The organism is Pedobacter sp. W3I1, from assembly GCF_030816015.1.
GTDB lineage: Bacteria > Bacteroidota > Bacteroidia > Sphingobacteriales > Sphingobacteriaceae > Pedobacter.
The window spans coordinates 4,248,445-4,265,626 of sequence record NZ_JAUSXN010000001.1 but is presented as its reverse complement, the minus strand read 5'-3'; the positions used below and the strand labels follow the sequence as shown (position 1 = coordinate 4,265,626).

At 40.0% G+C, this 17,182-nt stretch carries 14 protein-coding genes; 11 read left to right on the top strand and 3 right to left on the bottom strand.

Features of this window, described 5'->3' with window-relative positions; all coding sequences use genetic code 11:
• Positions 1-7: 7 nt before the first annotated feature.
• Genes QF042_RS17485 through QF042_RS17475 form a run of 3 tightly spaced genes read right to left on the bottom strand, consistent with a single transcriptional unit; the run spans position 8 to position 5,983 of the window.
• Positions 8-1,924, bottom strand: coding sequence for a sigma 54-interacting transcriptional regulator (locus QF042_RS17485; protein ID WP_307530713.1), 1,917 nt, complete (start codon positions 1,922-1,924; stop codon positions 8-10).
• A 6-nt stretch (positions 1,925-1,930) separates the two neighbouring features.
• A complete protein-coding gene (locus QF042_RS17480; RefSeq protein ID WP_307530710.1) occupies positions 1,931-4,285 on the bottom strand; it encodes a histidine kinase dimerization/phosphoacceptor domain -containing protein in 2,355 nt (784 codons plus the stop codon).
• A gap of 6 nt (positions 4,286-4,291) precedes the next feature.
• On the bottom strand, positions 4,292-5,983 hold the full coding sequence (locus QF042_RS17475; RefSeq protein ID WP_307530708.1) for a sigma-54-dependent Fis family transcriptional regulator: 1,692 nt from the start codon (positions 5,981-5,983) through the stop codon (positions 4,292-4,294).
• A gap of 676 nt (positions 5,984-6,659) precedes the next feature.
• Between QF042_RS17475 and QF042_RS17470 the strand changes: the two genes are divergently transcribed.
• The 11 genes from QF042_RS17470 to QF042_RS17420 are packed head-to-tail and all read left to right on the top strand — an operon-like array spanning position 6,660 to position 17,179.
• Positions 6,660-7,292 carry a hydrolase gene (locus QF042_RS17470; RefSeq protein ID WP_307530706.1) on the top strand — a complete coding sequence of 211 codons (633 nt, stop codon included), beginning with the start codon at positions 6,660-6,662 and terminating at the stop codon, positions 7,290-7,292.
• Between the two features lie 16 nt (positions 7,293-7,308).
• Positions 7,309-8,688 (top strand): alginate export family protein, encoded by a 1,380-nt coding sequence (locus QF042_RS17465; RefSeq protein WP_307530703.1) that lies wholly within the window; start codon positions 7,309-7,311, stop codon positions 8,686-8,688.
• A gap of 10 nt (positions 8,689-8,698) precedes the next feature.
• Positions 8,699-9,439, top strand: a complete 741-nt coding sequence (locus QF042_RS17460; protein ID WP_307530701.1) for a M17 family peptidase N-terminal domain-containing protein — start codon at positions 8,699-8,701, stop codon at positions 9,437-9,439.
• A 37-nt stretch (positions 9,440-9,476) separates the two neighbouring features.
• On the top strand, positions 9,477-11,369 hold the full coding sequence (locus tag QF042_RS17455) for an amidohydrolase (protein ID WP_307530699.1): 1,893 nt from the start codon (positions 9,477-9,479) through the stop codon (positions 11,367-11,369).
• A gap of 2 nt (positions 11,370-11,371) precedes the next feature.
• Entirely contained in the window at positions 11,372-11,806 is a 435-nt protein-coding gene (locus tag QF042_RS17450) for a DoxX family protein (RefSeq protein WP_307530697.1), read from the top strand.
• 24 nt (positions 11,807-11,830) lie between these two features.
• On the top strand, positions 11,831-12,304 hold the full coding sequence (locus QF042_RS17445; RefSeq protein ID WP_307530695.1) for a Dps family protein: 474 nt from the start codon (positions 11,831-11,833) through the stop codon (positions 12,302-12,304).
• A 12-nt stretch (positions 12,305-12,316) separates the two neighbouring features.
• Positions 12,317-12,997, top strand: coding sequence for a YoaK family protein (locus QF042_RS17440; RefSeq protein WP_307530694.1), 681 nt, complete (start codon positions 12,317-12,319; stop codon positions 12,995-12,997).
• A 9-nt stretch (positions 12,998-13,006) separates the two neighbouring features.
• Positions 13,007-15,310: a histidine kinase dimerization/phosphoacceptor domain -containing protein gene (locus QF042_RS17435; protein WP_307530692.1), complete on the top strand. Its 2,304-nt coding sequence runs from the start codon at positions 13,007-13,009 to the stop codon at positions 15,308-15,310.
• Between the two features lie 5 nt (positions 15,311-15,315).
• A complete protein-coding gene (locus QF042_RS17430; RefSeq protein WP_307530690.1) occupies positions 15,316-16,251 on the top strand; it encodes a ring-cleaving dioxygenase in 936 nt (311 codons plus the stop codon).
• A 5-nt stretch (positions 16,252-16,256) separates the two neighbouring features.
• On the top strand, positions 16,257-16,562 hold the full coding sequence (locus tag QF042_RS17425) for a GNAT family N-acetyltransferase (protein WP_307530688.1): 306 nt from the start codon (positions 16,257-16,259) through the stop codon (positions 16,560-16,562).
• Positions 16,563-16,564: 2 nt separating this feature from the next.
• The gene (locus QF042_RS17420) at positions 16,565-17,179 is read left to right on the top strand and encodes an alpha/beta hydrolase (RefSeq protein ID WP_307530686.1); all 615 of its coding nucleotides are present in this window, start codon (positions 16,565-16,567) and stop codon (positions 17,177-17,179) included.
• Positions 17,180-17,182 lie beyond the last annotated feature (3 nt).

Here is a 17,182-nt window from a genome sequence, read left to right as displayed (position 1 = left end):
AATATCACTAACGTTTTATATCCAGCTTTTTAATTTTAGAATTTAATGTTGTTGCCGGAATGCCCAAGAGCTCGGCCGCACCACCACTGCCTGCAACCTTGCCTTTGCAGCGCTCCAAAACCCTGATAATATGATCTCTTTCGTTGTCAATAATCGTTTTTATTCCATTTTGGGTAAGGGGTTCCTCAGCTTTAATTCCAAGTTCTAAATGATCTGGATTAAGTTTTCCATTCGATGAAAGCAGTACACTCCTCAAAATTACATGTTCCAGTTCTCTGATATTGCCTGGCCAATCATACAACATCAGCCGATCCATAAAATCAGTGGGAATTTCAGAAATGTTTTTACCTACTGCCTTTGCATGTTTCTGAACAAAATATTCAGTCAATAGTGGGATGTCGGTTTTTCGTCGGCAAAGCGGAGGAACGTGTATTGGAAAAACATTAAGACGATAGAAAAGATCAAGCCTAAACCTGCCTTTTGCAATCTCTTTCTCCAGATGGAGGTTTGTTGCCGCAATTATTCTTAAATCGACTTTAACAGGTTGTTTGCCCCCAATCCGCTCAATTTCTTTCTCCTGTAAAACCCGGAGGAGTTTGGCCTGCAGGTCGAAAGGCATTTCGCCAATCTCATCAAGAAAGATGGTGCTGCCATTGGCCTCTTCAAATTTCCCGATTCTCGTATCAATGGCGCCTGTAAATGAGCCTTTTTCATGGCCGAATAAAATAGATTCAATTAAATCGGCTGGTAATGCGGCGCAGTTTACAGCCACAATTGGTTTTGTGTTTCGATGTGATAAGCGGTGAATACTTCTGGCTATTTCCTCTTTTCCGGTTCCACTTTCTCCGGTAATCAATACCGATGTATCAGTAGGCGCAACAATTTTTATTTTATCTAAAACATTTAATAAAGCAGTGCTTTTGCCAATAATATTTTCGAAATCTTTTTTAGCTAAAGGATAGTCGTTTTCCTGATGTAAAACTGATTCCGTTCCGGCTTTTTCCAATTCGATAATATGTGCCAATTTTTTCTCTAAGGTGCCTGATAAAAAATTAAGGAGCTCCATATGGGCGGGCTGGTAAATATTTTCGGTTCTGCTGTAAAATGAAAAGCTGATTTGATCGCCATTTTCCAGGTAGAAAGTTTTAACCAGATTGGAACAAAGATGGTAAGTAGTGGCCATTAAGTTTTTCATTGGAGCGGCCCTTTTAACCCCTTCAAAATCATCACCAATATAAATGGCATCAGCGGTGGTTTCTGGTACAAGCTGATTGATAGTATCGTATTCTGCCCTGCTTAAACCTGCATACTTTAAAAACTCATTTGCTGTAAATAAATCGTACTGATTAAAATTTTTTCTGGTGATTCCAATTTCGCTATATCGTTTTCCATCTTTCCCGATACCCGAAAGTGCAATAAAATCGAAAGGAATATAGGGTTGAAAGGCACTTGCGATAGCTAATATTTTCTTTTGCCAGGTTAAGGATTTCATTGAAATATCTACAATAAAATCTTGCATAAAGCGCTCACTGCTCATTTTCATGTTATTGCTGTTTTCCCTGCGGTACCTGGCAATATCAATGCTCAATAAAATATCCCGGTCGCGGTAAGGCTTCACAATAAATCCGTAAGGGCAGGTAGACTTTGCAGCCTCCAGTACTTTCTCATTCGAATTTGCGGAGATATAAATAAAAGGGATTTGGCTTTTCATTAAGTCCTTCGCCAGATCAATGCCGGTTAACCTGCCTTTGAGATAAATATCCAAAAGAACCAGATCTACCTGATGTTTTTCCAGTAGAACCTGTGCATTTTTTACCGAATCGGCAATGCCAACAACCTGATAGCCGGCACGCTTCAAAATCATTTGCAGATCGTGCGCAACGATAAACTCATCTTCAACAATTAGAATTTTTTCAGTCTCCATCTCTAATTAATCTTTCAAGGGGAATAAATCTTCATTTCTGTTCATAAAAGTCAAGCTTAACGAAACACCGTTTTTGCTTTCCATCGTAAAAACACCATCAATTTGGGCACTCAGTCCCTTCATTAAAATAATGCCCAGGGTGTTGCTCTGTTCATAATCAAAGTCGGCGGGTAATCCGATGCCGTTATCCTTGATAAACAGCTGATAGTGATCTGCCTGGCATTCTTTTAGGGTAATGATCACTTTTCCGCCGTGCCCATCAGGAAAAGCATATTTGAAAATATTGGTAATCGCCTCGTTAATAATTAAGCCAAGCGGAACAGCTTTCGAAATATCGAGTTCAAGATTTAAAATATTGAGATCGAAACTAATCTTTTTATCATCATTTAAACTTTCTTTTAAATATTCAATTAATTCTATGATGTAAGGCTGAATGTTGATGGTGGCTACATTTTCTGTTTGATAGAGCTTTTGATGAATCAACGCAATACTTTTCAGCCGGTGCTGACTTTCTTTTATGGCCTCAATTGCCGATAGGTCTTCCAAATAATAACTTTGGCTGTTTAACAGGCTCATGGTAAGCTGTAGATTATTTTTCACCCTATGGTGTACTTCTTTGATTAAGCTTTCTTTTTCTTCGATCAGCTTGTTTTTTTGTTGAACATTAATTTCCAGTTCAGCGTAAGCGAGGTCTATATCGGCTTTTTTCTTTACCAGTGTATCATGAAGTTTCTTTTTTAACCGAAACCTGCCATAGATTAAAACAAGCACTATGGTTAAAAAAGCCAGTCCGGCAACAGTTACATTTTTGATCCATTGAATGCGGTTAAGTTCCTGACTTTGCAATTGTGATTTCTTCCTAAGGATTTCATTTTCATTCTCCTTTTGCGAGGCCTGAAATTCGATTTTTAATCGCTCAATGGTATTTAAATTATCCTGACTAAGCATAGAATCTCTAAGCTTATGAAAGGTTTGCAGGTGAATAATGGCCTCAGCCGGACGACTGGTAGATACATCTATTTTATAAAGGATTTCATTTAACCGGATCTGCCTTGGCAAGGTCATGCTGATCTGGTTTTCTCTTGCCTTTTCTGCGAATTGTAGCGCCAGCTCGTATTTGTTTTGGGCAAAGTAAAATTCACTTACAGAGAAGAAAACGGAAGTTTGGAAAGGGTTGGAGTATGTTTTTAATGTAGCATCGTCCAGTAATTTATCAAAATAATTTTTAGCCAGATCGTATTTTTTTAATGCAGCATAACATTCGCCAAAGGCCAGAAACATAAAGTATTGATGGCCGCTTGATGGATTGCCAACCTCATTCCATGTTTTTTCGAGTATAGAAAGCGCCTTTTTAGCTTCACCCAATTTAATCATCTGGCTGGTAATGGCATAAGCCGTAATAAAACGGTAAGGGTCTTTTTTGTCCTGGCCGTTAAGGGTTTTGCTGTACCAGATAATGCTTTCTCTGGCTTTGCCCATCGCCTCATAAGCAGAACCCACTCTGTTTAAATAGGTGCCGAGTACTTCCTCATGATGGCTTTGAGCCGTTTTTACACTGAGTAACGCATAATTTAAAGCCTTGCTCAGTTCCCCTTTGCGTTCATAAACTGCTGAAAGTAAATCATAGGCCATTGGTAGGTCAGGGAGTTTAAATTTTTTATCCAGTGCAATCACCTCATAAAGTTCCTGGATCGCCAGATCAAATTTTTCTTCCTCTAAATGGAAGTCGGCCATTGTTTTCAAGAGCGTTGCCTCTCTGTATTTTTCATCGAACGAGGTGCCGACTTCTTTATATAAGGCATGTGCAGTGGCCGCCCGATTATAAAATGTCTTGTTCTTGTAATCTGAAACAGTATCTGGGATGTTTACGTAATAGGAGTACCATGCGCTGGCCTCAAGATGTTTATTGCCAATTTTTTTTGCTAAAGCAATCGCCTTTTCATAGGTAAAGGCCTGCTGCACGCGTAAATGTTTCTTGTTTAGAAAACTGGCGTATATCATGAGGCTGCGAAATTCCCAATTTAATGACTTAAGTTCATCACTTAAACGGAGTGCTTTTTGCAGATAAGGCAGCGCCTTTGCCAAATTTGTGCGTTTGTTTTCTTTTTGACTGATGAAATGATTGGCAATTTTAATCAGGTATTTAACCCGGTTGGTATCGGGCTCAGATTTCGCAAGAAGTTTGTTTAGCCTTTGAAGGGAATCCTTAGCATTTAAGTTGTTTGCCTGATTTCTGGCTGAACTGTTATTGCTCTTCATGAGAATTAAAAAAAAAGCTCCAAGTACGACAAAGAAAACCACCATTTTATTGATGTACTTTACTGTTGCAGCTTTTTTAAGCCATCTGTTTAATTCGATCATTCAATTTTACTTATTCAGGATGTGCTCCCGTTTAATTTTAAATTTTTTAATTTTTGAGTTGAGTGTAGTAGCTGGAATGTTTAAGATTTCGGCTGCCCCACCAATACCGGATATTTTGCCCTTGCAATGTTTTAATATCGATAGGATATGGTCGCGCTCATTCTCGTGGATGCTTTTAATTTTCTGCTCTTCGGTATGGTTAACCGCCTCATTTCTGTCTATTTTAGGGAGGTAAATCTCTTTTAATATGTTGCCTGATGCTAATAATATGCTCCGTTCAATTAAATGTTCCAGTTCCCTGATGTTTCCTGGCCAGGGATAGCGCATTAGTTTGTTTAGGGCGCTTTTGGAAATGGCATCTACCTGTCGCCCGGTTTTCTTAGCAATGCGTTCAATGAAGAATGAGGCAAGAGGAGGGATATCATCCAATCGATCCCTTAAGGGTGGGATGAAAATTGGAAATACGTTTAATCTGTAATAGAGATCACTCCTGAAATTTCCTTTTTCTACCTCTTTTAATAAATTTCGGTTTGTTGCAGCTATAATTCTAACATTTGTTTTAATTACACTTTTACCGCCAATGCGCTCAATTTCCTTTTCTTGTAGCGCCCTTAATAACTTCACTTGAAGCTCGAGCGAGAGTTCGCCAATTTCATCTAAAAAAAGCGTACCGTTATGGGCCAGTTCAAACTTGCCGATTCGCCGCTCTGTTGCGCCTGTAAAACTGCCCTTTTCGTGTCCAAAAAGTTCACTTTCGGCCAGACTAGCAGGAATTGCGGCACAATTAATTTTAACCATCAGTTCATTGCTCCGGTGTGAAGAATTGTGTAATGCCCTTGCAATGAGTTCCTTTCCAGTTCCGGTTTCTCCAATGATCAATACAGTGCTATCCGTGGCTGCCACAGCATCAATCAGGTAAAAAATGCCTTTTAACGACTCGCTCTGTCCAATAATCTCTGTATGGTTGTATTTATGCTGGATCTCTTCTTGCAGGTAACTTTTCTCGTCTTCAAGTTTTTGTTTGTATTCGTTGATTTCCGCAAGCTGCTGTTCAATTTTTTCGTTTGCCAGGATGTTCGATATCGCTATTGAAATTTGCAGCGAAATGCCCTGAAGTAAATCAAAATAAATGTTCGATAATGAATTTGCGTTTTTAGTGTAGAGGTAAAAGAAACCGATACAGCCAGATCTGTCGGTCATTTTCAGACCGATCATTTCTTTGATGCCTTTGTTATGCCAAAATTCCAGCCAGGCTGGTGCATCATCCCACGTTAAAACTTCTTCAACATTGAAAACGATCGGTTTTTCAGACGAGATCATCGCCCTGCACATGCCATCATCGAGCGTGTATTTTTCTGAAGCCTTAGGCGCTATACCTGCTGTTTTTAGAAAATCTTCTTTCTGGTTGTAGATGAAAGCACTATGTGTTTCCTGATTATTGTTGATCAAACAGATGACGAAATCATCAAAATCAAATAGTTTTTTTAGTTTTTGATCGATGACGTCGAAGAGATCGAGTTTGTTGCGTATAGAGGCGATTGAATTACTTAAAGATAACAGTACCGCGGTTTCTATTTCCTTTTGTTTAAGCTTTTTAAGCAGTAAGGTATTTTCATTTTCAAGAGTGGAGGCCACATTTGTATTTAGGTGAGTATTCTTTGCATTTCGAACTTCAGACAGATTACCCTTGCTTTCCATGAAGCTAAGGTAAGATTTATAAAATTAAATATTGATTTTTAATGTGTTAAATGTGTAACGAAATTTCGTTACTTAACTTTTTAATCAATTGATTATTAAAGTTTTATTTTGTTTATTATGTGTTAATATTTTTTATATTATTTCGTTATTGGTTGTGTTTCAGATTATTTATCCCGCAGATTTAGAAAATTTTCGCAGAATCGGGATCTAATATCTTCGTTGATTCTTTTTCGATGTGTCGTCATTCCCAACTTGATTGGGAATCGTAATGCAATATGCTTTAAGATTCCCGCCTGCGAGGGAATGACGACTTCTCGTGCTCTGACCTCCAAGGGTGACAACCACCTGATCTAACTGGTGTTCAGTAAATTAACTAAGCACCCGTCTTTGTGCGCTTTCCTTAGTGTTCTCTGTGGTTAAAAGATGGAATATGTAAAATGGATGATGGAATAGTGCACCCAACTCTGTGTCCTCAGTGCTTTCCTTTGCGTTCTCTGGTTAAAACACACACGCCTTTTCCCTCTGCGTCCTTTGCGGTTAATAAAACGTAAAATTCGTAAATCAACGATATATAGTTAATCATATTTCTTAGTGTTTTGTATAAGTTATTGATATATAGTGCTTTATTTGGTGGTATGTTTCTTGGAACAGTGAGGAAAACAAAAAATATTAAATTATGAAACCATCACCAGACTTATTATCTCCGGAAAACCATGCATTGGTATTAATCGATTTTGAGGGGCAAATGGCTTTTGCAACGAAAAGCATTTCTATTACCGAACTTCGTACCAATGTGGCTATTGTTTGTGGCGCATCTAAAATCTTTAACGTACCCACTATTGTAACTACAGTTGCAGAAGAATCTTTTGCCGGCCCTGTTTTTCCTGAAATTGAAGAGTTTTATCCTCAGGCTACGTCAAATTATATCGATAGGACTTCGATGAATACCTGGGAAGATGGACCCGCTTATAAAGCAATCACCGCAACCGGAAAAAAGAAACTTGTATTGGCTGGTCTTTGGACAGGTGTATGTATTGTTGGTCCGGCTTTATCAGCCTTATCAGAAGGTTTTGATGTTTTCGTCATCACTGATGCCTGCGGGGATGTAAGCGATGAGGCACATGAACGTGCAGTTCAACGAATGGTACATGCAGGTGTAAAACCGGTAACTTCTGTACAGTATATCCTTGAATTGCAAAGAGACTGGGCCAGAACCGAAACCTACGAACCTGTAACCACTTTAATGAAAAAATACGGTGCTGGTTATGGTATTGGTATCCAGTACGCACATAAAATGATAAAACACTAATTGTCATTTAAGATAAATGAGCATTCATTATCCCCGTTTGGCAATTATAGTGGCCATTTGTATTTGCTTTTCAATAGCAACTGTACATGGCCAAAGCATCAGGCTTATGCGCTACGATGAGGATTATAGCATGCTGAAAGATTCGGTCAGGAACTTTTATCACACCTTAAAGTTCCTGCCACTTTCTGTAAATAAAAAAGTATACCTCAGTTTTGGTGGCGAGATCAGGGAGGAATATGGAGGGAAAATAAATGAGGACTGGATCAAAGATCAGGGTTTCAATTATTCTTTTTTACAACGCTACTCGCTTTATGCTGATTTAAATATTGGAGCTCGACTGAGGTTCTTTGCGCAGGTAAACAGTGCCCTGGAAAATGGCAGTAAATATGGGCCATCTCCGGTTGATGAAGACCAGCTTGCGGTTCAGAATCTTTTTGCAGAATACAGGATACTTAAAGACTCATCCAATAAATTAGCCGTTCGGGTAGGCCGGCAGGAAATTAATTATGGCTCAGGCAGGTTAATTTCTGTGAGAGAAGGTACAACAGTCCGGCAATATTTTACCGGAGCGAAAGTAATGTATGCAACACCCCGATTTTCGCTCGATGCATTCGTTTTAGAAGCCGATGAAGTTAATTTTGGGGTATTCGATAACCGTCCGAGCCATCAGGCTAACCTTTGGGGTGCTTACTCCAACCTCAATATCCAAAAAGGTGGAAACTTCGATTTTTACTACTTAGGCATTAGACGCGATCATGCTGAATTTGAGGAAGGCGTAGCAAAAGAAGTGAGGCATACGCTAGCTACACGATATTGGAAAAGTGGCGGAGGCTTTATCTATAATGTAGAAGCTGCTTACCAGTTCGGGAAATTTGGAAATGGCAATATCGATGCCTGGACAATGGCTATTGAATTCGGTTATACTTTCGAACAAACCAGGTTTAAGCCATCCATCAACCTTCGGAATGATTATATATCAGGCGACCAGAAAGCGGGGGATGGAAAGCTACAGACCTTTAACCCCTTATACCCTAAAGGAGGATATTTTGGCTTTAACCCACTCATCGGACCATCGAATTTAATTGATCTGCATCCCTACTTAACACTAAGCTTAACAGACAAATTAAGCATCCAGACTGATGTTGTTTTCAACTGGAGGTATTCTACAAACGATGGCATCTATCGCCCGAGCGGAAATTTTAACACCGCGGGTTCCTTTTCCAATCATCGCTTTATCGGTACTACTTATCTGCTCAGTGCAGATTATAAATTCAATAACAACCTTTCATTGAGTTGTGGAGGACAATATTTCAGGGTAGGTGATTTTATAAAAGATATCGTACCACTCTGGGACAATTCAAAGTTTTTTAATGCTCAGGTATCATACAAATTTTAAACAATAGGAAATGAAAAATAACTTCACTAAACAATCAATAGCTGCTATCCAAAACTTTAGGGTAGCCATCATCATATTTTCTGTATTCGTTACAGGAACGGCATTTGCACAAGCAACCACGGCAATCGGAACGGCCAAAGTCTGGGGTACGGTAGATGGAATTGCCATCGAAGGTGTTGTTCAGGGCCCGTCGGCACAAGTTAGCGATTTACAAATTGCCTGTGTTTTCGAATATACAGAGGGCGATATTTTTAATTCTCCACCCGCACTTCCACCAGCATTAAATGGTTTGGTACACTTAGATCAGGATATGAAAGGTCTGCTCACAGAAATCCGCAAAAGCGGGAAATTTTTGGGTCACGCCAACGAAACCATCTTAATTTCTCCACCAAAAGGTACCATAGGCGGTAAACACCTGCTTTTAATTGGCCTTGGAGATCGGAATAAATTTACACCTGATTTAATGACCGGTATAGGCAGCATAGCCATGAGAGAGGCACTTAAACTTGGCGTAAACAATTTTTCTTTTGCAAGTGATTTAAAAGATGCCGGGATTGATTCGCCAACGGCATTGGTTGCCGGAAATGTAGTAAAAGGCATTTTCGAAGCCTACAGAACCCAAACCTGGTTAAAAGAAAAGAATATGGCAACCTTTAAATCGGTAGCTAAAGTGATCCTTTTGGCGGGACCTGCTTTTTTTACAACTGCGGGAGAAGGAATTCAGGAAGCAATTGCTGCCATTAAAAATTAAGATCTCAAACAGTTTAACTCCTAAAAAAGAAAATACTATGGATGCAGATATCATTTTATTCAATGGCAAGGTACATACCATTGCCAAACAGAGGGAAGAAATAACAGCCATTGCCATTAAGGACGGGAAGTTCATCGCCGTTGGTAATGATAACGATATCATGAGTTTTTCGGGTTCTGCAACAAGGCTGATTGATCTAGGTAAAAAACGGGTTGTTCCAGGCATTAACGATTCGCACATTCACTTAATCCGCGGTGGGTTAAATTTCAACCTGGAATTACGCTGGGATGGCGTTCCATCATTGGCCGATGCCTTGCGGATGCTTAAAGAGCAGGTAGACATTACCCCATCGCCACAATGGGTGCGCGTAGTTGGAGGCTGGTCGGAATTTCAGTTTGCTGAAAGGAGGATGCCTACACTGGAAGAAATAAATGCCATTGCGCCAGAAACGCCTGTGTTTATTCTGCATTTATACGACCGCGCTTTTATGAACCGTGCTGCGCTTAAAGCCGTAGGATATACAAAAGATACGCCTGTGCCTCCGGGTGGAGAAATTCAGAGAGATGCAAAAGGAGAGCCTACAGGATTGATCATCGCGAGTCCAAATGCGATGATTTTATATTCTACGCTTGCAAAAGGCCCGAAACTTTCTTACGAACATCAGGTGAATTCTACCCGTCATTTTATGACAGAACTGAACCGTTTCGGCATTACCAGTGTAATTGATGCTGGTGGAGGTTTTCAGAATTTTCCCGACGATTATAAAGTAGTAAACGAATTGAATGAGCAAAAACAACTTACCGTTCGTATTGCTTACAATTTATTTACGCAACGTCCGAAACAGGAATTTGAAGATTTTGATAACTGGACCAATACGGTAAAACTTTATCAGGGCGATGATATGTACCGCCACAATGGGGCAGGTGAGATGCTGGTTTTCTCTGCAGCAGATTTCGAAGATTTCCTGCAGCCACGGCCAGACCTCTCCGATAATATGGAACCGGAATTAGAACGTGTAGTGCGTTTGCTTGTCGAAAAAAGATGGCCCTTCAGGCTTCATGCCACTTACAACGAAAGTATTGGCCGCTTTTTAAATGTTTTCGAAAAGGTAAATAAAGATATTCCTTTTGCAGGTTTGCCATGGATTTTCGACCATGCCGAAACCATTGATGAACGGAACATTGAACGTGTAAAAGCTTTAGGTGGCGGTATAGCGATTCAAAGTAGAATGGCTTATCAGGGTGAATATTTCACCGAACGGTATGGCACAAGAGCTGCCTTGCAAACACCACCGGTTAAAAAAATGCTCGAAATGGAAGTTCCTGTTGGTGGCGGTTCTGATGCCACACGTGTAAGCAGTTACAATCCATGGGTATCAATGTTTTGGTTAACGGCGGGTAAAACGGTTGGCGGTTTAAAAATCTATAATGAAAATACTGTTTTGACCAGAGAAACGGCCTTAGAACTTTACACCAGAGGTAGCGCCTGGTTTTCGAACGAGCAGCAAAAGAAAGGTGATATTGAAATAGGTATGCTTGCCGATCTGGCAGTACTAAACCACGATTATTTCGAAGTTGCTGATGAACAGATCAAAAGTATCGAATCTGATTTAACCATCGTTGATGGCAAGATTGTTTATGCAAAAGGCGATTTCTCTTCCTTTTCGCCACCAAAAATCCCAATTCTGCCCGATTGGTCACCAACGAAGAACTACAATGGATATTATTCACCAGCTACGCACAAAACCAATCAGCAGGGAAAAACAAAAGCTGCAAACGGAACCGATTCGGTTTTAGCGATGGTGCATTCTTGTGTTGGAAGCTGTAATGTGCACAACCACAATCACGATGCGGTAAGAACAAGTAATCTCCCTGTAAATAATTATACTGCATTTTGGGGCGCATTGGGCTGCTCATGTTTTGCTTTTTAAAAATGGAAAATATCATCAAATACCTGTTATATTCTGATTTAGGATCAGACCTTAACAACTGGGCTGTACTTGTTTTTAGGATGCTGCTCATGCTCGAACTCTTCAGGGTTCATGGAATGAAAAAGTTCCGTGTTCAAAATGGAGAAAAGGAGCATGTGCCTAATCCCTTAGGATTACCCGATAAACTGAATGGTTTAGTAGCTACATTTTCGGATACCGTTGTGCCATTTCTCGTTACCATAGGTTTTGGAACACGGCTTTTCCTCCTGCCATCCATTGGCGTAACGGCAATCGGGTATTTTGTAGTGCACAGGAAAGATTCAATTGAGGTTCGGGATGTGCCCTACATGTACACACTTTCCATGCTGTTTCTGCTTGTAATTGGTTCAGGAAGCTACTCAATAGATCATTATTTAATCAATACATTTTTTAATTAATATACACATCAAAATAACAAAATCATGGAAGCTAAAATTGGAATCAGCGCAGATAACCTTGCCGAGGTTGCACATTCATTAAGTAAAATTCTTGCAGATGAATACGTTTTATACACCAAAACACGCAAAGCACACTGGAACGTAGAAGGACCAGATTTTTACAACAAACACAAATTTTTCGAAGCACAATACACGGAACTGGAAGATATTGTTGATGAAGTTGCAGAACGCATCCGCAAATTAGGCCATTATGCGCCGGCATCACTTAAACAGTTCCTGGAGTTAACCCATTTGACAGAAGACGACCGTGGTAAAAACGACGCAGCAACCTACATTAAAATGCTGCTTGCTGATCACGAAAGTATCTTGATTCACTTAAGAGAAAATATCGACAACTACGCTGGTGCATTGAAAGATGCCGGAACAAGCGATTACATTACAGGCTTAATGGAAACACACGAAACCATGGCCTGGATGTTGAGAGCCCATTTATCATAAAATAAAAACGAAATGGAAGAAAAACAGAACAATATCTGGTTTGTAACTCTTGTATTGACCATTATAGCTGGTTATTGCGATACCATTACCTTCGTTGCCGCTGATAAAATTTTCTCGGCACACGTTACTGGGAACTTTATTGTATTCGCTTATCAAATGATTAAAGGCTCTGATGGTGATGCATGGATCAAGCTGCTAACTTTCCCAATATTTATGCTTTCGGTTATGGCCGGTGGCTGGATATCGGCGAGATTTTCGAACAGGCATTTTCTGCTTTTATGTGAAGGGATTATCCTTTTGCTTGGTGGGGCAATTGCCTATTCGCTAGGCTATATCGACAACGGAGAAATCACCTGGCCCATGTACCTGGTTACCATGATTGTGGTTTTCGCAATGGGTTTGCAAAATGCATTTGGGAAACTTTTTGCAAAAGAAACCTATGGGCCAACAACCATGATGACGGGTAATGTAACCCAGTTCGCACTTGATATCAGGTCTTTTTGCAATTCAGGATTTAAGAATGCTGATTTTCTTTCTGGCATAAACAAAGGATTAATTACACTCGGTGGCTTTTTAACCGGATGTCTGCTGGGTGCCTGGATTGGGCAGCTTTTTGGCTTGGTAGGTATTGTATTGCCAGGTATTGCCATGGTGATTTGCTATTACAGTACCAAACAGGCAAAAACGATTTAAGCTTTAAATATGCTGACCAATAGCGCAACCAATTTTTTAATCGCCAACATCAAATGTTTGTTAGTCACTTTCGTTCTGATAAACCCTGTCTTTGCAAAAGGGCAGGGCATTAGAACGAAAGCTGAGGTAGAGGCTGCTGAAATAAAACTCCGGAGGCTTGGTCAAACAGAAAATAAGGTCGATTTATTGGTTGATCTTGGTGCATATTACCTCAATTTGCCAGGGGAAATGAAAGGTGATTTGGCCATTGCAATGAATCTCCGGCAACAAGCTTTTATCCTGGCTGGTAAAATCGAATACCCTAAAGGAATAGCCAGAAGTATGGTGCTCAAAGGCAATATCCTCCACGAATCGGGAGATAAAGTTGGCAGTACTAAAATTTATGAGCAAGCCATCGCTTTTGCTGGTAAAATGGATCTAAAAGATCAATTGGCAGCCGCTTACGCTGCTATGGGTGCTCTTTTTAGTAACGAAGGAAAAGATCTCGAAAAGAAGATTGTTTACAATGAAAAATCGCTGACCTTATACCGTCAGGCGGGGAACAAATTAGAAGAAGGGAATTCGCTCAAAAACCTGGGTGATTATTACAACATCAAAGGACAGCCTGCCTATGCCATTAAATTGATGGATTCATCTCTTGCTGTTTACAAAGCCATTGGATTTAAAGAACTACAGGGTGTTTACAACAATATGTGTATCACCAATATTGGTTTGGGCAACTTTTCCAATGCATTGAAGTACGGTTTGCTGGCCGAAAAAACTGCAGATCAACTGGCCGATACGAGTTTGCAAAGAAGTTCTATAAACAATCACCTGGGTTTAACCTACTATTATCTGCGGAATGATCAAAAAGCTTTGTCTTATTGGTTAGAGGCCAAGAGAATTGCGGAACGCTATAAAGACCCGGGTTATATGCAAACCATTATGGCTAATGTAGCCACCATTTATGTTCGGATGAAAAGGTTTGAAGAAGGAATAGCGGTGCTGAAAGAACTGATTAAAAAATATCCACCAACAGATACACAGATGAAGCTGCGTGTCCCCTACATTTTGTTCAACACCTATTACGATATTGAACAATATGGCAAGGCCGAACCTTATTTTAAGATGCTGCAAAAGTTCCATCACGATTTACCCAAAGATGATCCAAATCAGATCTATCTATACCGGAGTATCATCAGGAAACTGATCCACGATAAACAGTTTGTAGCTGCCGATGGCTATTTAAAAGAACATGAACAACAAAGTTTGCAGCAGAAAAACTTATTGGCACTTTCTCAGTTGCACCGGCTTTGGTTTGATGTAGACTCGGCATTGAATAAACCCTGGTCGGCAGTGGCACATTATAAAACCTATAAAAGATTAACAGATTCTATTTGGAACAACGAAAAAAACAAGCAGATTTCGGGTTTGGAAATCGAATTCCAGACGGAGAAAAAAGATAAAGACATTGCATTGCTCAGTCAGAAAAACCAATTGCAAAAAGTTACGATCGAAAACGAGGGCAGGCTGAGGTATATATTTATCGCCGGACTTTTTATCGCCGTCATGTTTGTGGGTTTGATTTATAACCGTTATCGTTTAAAAAGGCGCAGCAACCTCGTTTTAGAACAAAAGCAGAACGAAATCAATGCACAGAACGAACTGCTCAGAAAAATACTCGACGAAAAAGAATGGCTCCTGCGCGAAATCCATCACCGGGTTAAAAATAACCTGCAGATTGTCATCAGCCTGCTTAATACCCAGTCGGCTTATTTAGATAATGAAGATGCTTTGGTGGCCATCAGAAATAGTCAGAACAGGATGCATGCCATGTCGCTCATTCACCAGAAACTTTACCAATCTGATAATCTGGCCGAAATCGACATGAAATGGTACATCAAAGAACTGGTCGATTACATGATCGAATGTTTCGGTACCGATAAGAAAATTCAATTCACCTTAGAAACAGAGGCGATTAAATTAGACGTTGCACAGGCTGTTCCGCTTGGTTTAATCCTGAACGAGGCCATTAGCAATGTGATTAAGTATGCCTTTCCGGGTGATCAAAAAGGTAAAGTGCACATTTCTTTCCTGTTTACCGGAGAAGAGACCTGCGAACTGAAAATTGCGGATAGCGGAATTGGCTTACCAGAAGGCTTTGATCCTGAAAATATCGAATCACTTGGCATGAGTTTGATGACAGGACTTAGCGAACAGCTTAACGGCGACATAAAAATGTGGAATGATCAAGGTTTGGTGCTGGATGTCATCTTCAAACGCCACAATGAATTAATTACAGAAACTACAGAAATATTAATCAATAAATATTAAACGATATGAATAATAACATTTTAGGCTTGCACCACATCACAGCGATTGCAGGCAATGCACAGCAGAACTTCGATTTTTATACCAAAACATTGGGTTTAAGACTAGTGAAAAAGACGGTTAACTTCGATGATCCCGGTACTTATCACCTTTATTATGGCGATGAAACCGGATCGGCGGGAACGATTCTGACCTTTTTTCCATGGGATGGAATCGGCCAGGGAACCGAAGGCGTAGGAATGGCAACAGAAATTGGTTATTCGGTACCTGAAGGCAGTCATCAATTCTGGTTAGAGCGGTTTGGTGCTACAAACGTTAAAACAAAAGAAATTACGGAACGTTTCGGCGAGCAGGTATTGGCTTTTAAAGATCCGGACGGTTTGTCATTGAGTTTAATTGTACCAAAAACGGCAGATATCAGAACAGCTTGGGAAACCGCTGACATTAAAAAGGATACAGCTACCAAAGGTTTTCACAGCACCACTTTAACCTTGCAAAGTATCGATGAAACAGCAAAGGTGCTTACCGATTTATTTGGTTACCGTTTATTGGCACAAGAAGAAAACCGCTATCGCTTCATTACCGATACAGTAGAAAATGCAGCCATTGTCGATCTGTTGGAAGTTCCAGCTGGCCACAGGGGCAGAAATGCTGCCGGTACAAACCATCATGTTGCATTCCGTGTTAAAAATGAAGATATTCAAATGGAATTAAGGGAACAGATTTTGAGTAAAAATTTACAGATCACTCCAAAAATCGACCGCGATTATTTTTACTCATTATACTTCCGGGAACCAGGAAGCGTACTTTTCGAAATTGCAACAGAAAATCCAGGCTTCACCGTTGATGAACCTCTGAATGAATTGGGCACACATTTAAAGTTGCCACATCAACATGAGCATTTACGTGATGATTTAGAAAAATTACTTCCAAAATTAACTTAGAAAACATGGCACAAGTAAAATTAAACATTCAGGAAGGCGAACCAAGTTCGTTCGATATTTATGATGAAGACGGAAAAGTTGGCGAAATGATTTTTGATATCATTGGTAACGATTTAACGGTTTATCATACTGAAGTAGACACAGCAAAAGAAGGAAAAGGTTATGCGAAAATGTTGCTTGATGCAATGGTAGCCTATGTCCGCGAAAATAAGTTGATGGTGATTCCGATGTGCCCTTATGTGCATATACAGTTTAAACGGCACGAAGATTTATACCATGATATCTGGAACAAAGTAAAAGAAGAAGAATAGCAATGAAAGAACGTATAAAAGCAGGAAAAAGCTTCGATCAGGCAGAAAAAGTGCTGATCTTGATCCATGGGCGTGGCGGCACGGCACAGGATATTTTATCAATAGCAGCCTATCTTAATGTTTCCAATTTTGCATTGGTAGCGCCACAGGCAGAAAATAATACCTGGTATCCACAGTCATTTTTAGCACCGAGGGAATATAATGAGCCATCGCTCTCAAATGCTTTAAACACCATAAAAGAAACAGTACTTGATTTGGAAAAAGAAGGCTTTTCGAAAGAACAGATCTACTTTTTGGGCTTTTCGCAGGGTGCCTGTTTAACGCTCGATTTCGTTGCCGTAAATGCCGCACGTTATGGTGGCGTGGTGGCCTTTACAGGGGGGCTTATCGGCGAAAAGGTAGATCACCGTAATTATCATGGTAACTTTGATGGCACACCGATCTTTATCGGAAGCAGCGATCCCGATATGCATGTCCCGGTATCCCGGGTAAAAGAATCGACAGTTTTACTCGAAGAAATGGGTGCGCAGGTTACCGAAATTATTTACGAAAATATGGGGCACACCATCAGCCAGGCAGAAATCTCGCAGGTGAATAAGTTAATTTTTAAGAATTAATTA

Coding starts and splice junctions, on each gene's coding strand:
- QF042_RS17470 (WP_307530706.1), top strand. CDS start 6,660: ATGAAACCATCACCAGACTTATTATCTCCGGAAAACCATGCATTGGTA.
- QF042_RS17420 (WP_307530686.1), top strand. CDS start 16,565: ATGAAAGAACGTATAAAAGCAGGAAAAAGCTTCGATCAGGCAGAAAAA.
- QF042_RS17465 (WP_307530703.1), top strand. CDS start 7,309: ATGAGCATTCATTATCCCCGTTTGGCAATTATAGTGGCCATTTGTATT.
- QF042_RS17440 (WP_307530694.1), top strand. CDS start 12,317: ATGGAAGAAAAACAGAACAATATCTGGTTTGTAACTCTTGTATTGACC.
- QF042_RS17475 (WP_307530708.1), bottom strand. CDS start 5,983: ATGGAAAGCAAGGGTAATCTGTCTGAAGTTCGAAATGCAAAGAATACT.
- QF042_RS17455 (WP_307530699.1), top strand. CDS start 9,477: ATGGATGCAGATATCATTTTATTCAATGGCAAGGTACATACCATTGCC.
- QF042_RS17435 (WP_307530692.1), top strand. CDS start 13,007: ATGCTGACCAATAGCGCAACCAATTTTTTAATCGCCAACATCAAATGT.
- QF042_RS17445 (WP_307530695.1), top strand. CDS start 11,831: ATGGAAGCTAAAATTGGAATCAGCGCAGATAACCTTGCCGAGGTTGCA.
- QF042_RS17430 (WP_307530690.1), top strand. CDS start 15,316: ATGAATAATAACATTTTAGGCTTGCACCACATCACAGCGATTGCAGGC.
- QF042_RS17460 (WP_307530701.1), top strand. CDS start 8,699: ATGAAAAATAACTTCACTAAACAATCAATAGCTGCTATCCAAAACTTT.
- QF042_RS17450 (WP_307530697.1), top strand. CDS start 11,372: ATGGAAAATATCATCAAATACCTGTTATATTCTGATTTAGGATCAGAC.
- QF042_RS17480 (WP_307530710.1), bottom strand. CDS start 4,285: ATGATCGAATTAAACAGATGGCTTAAAAAAGCTGCAACAGTAAAGTAC.
- QF042_RS17425 (WP_307530688.1), top strand. CDS start 16,257: ATGGCACAAGTAAAATTAAACATTCAGGAAGGCGAACCAAGTTCGTTC.
- QF042_RS17485 (WP_307530713.1), bottom strand. CDS start 1,924: ATGGAGACTGAAAAAATTCTAATTGTTGAAGATGAGTTTATCGTTGCG.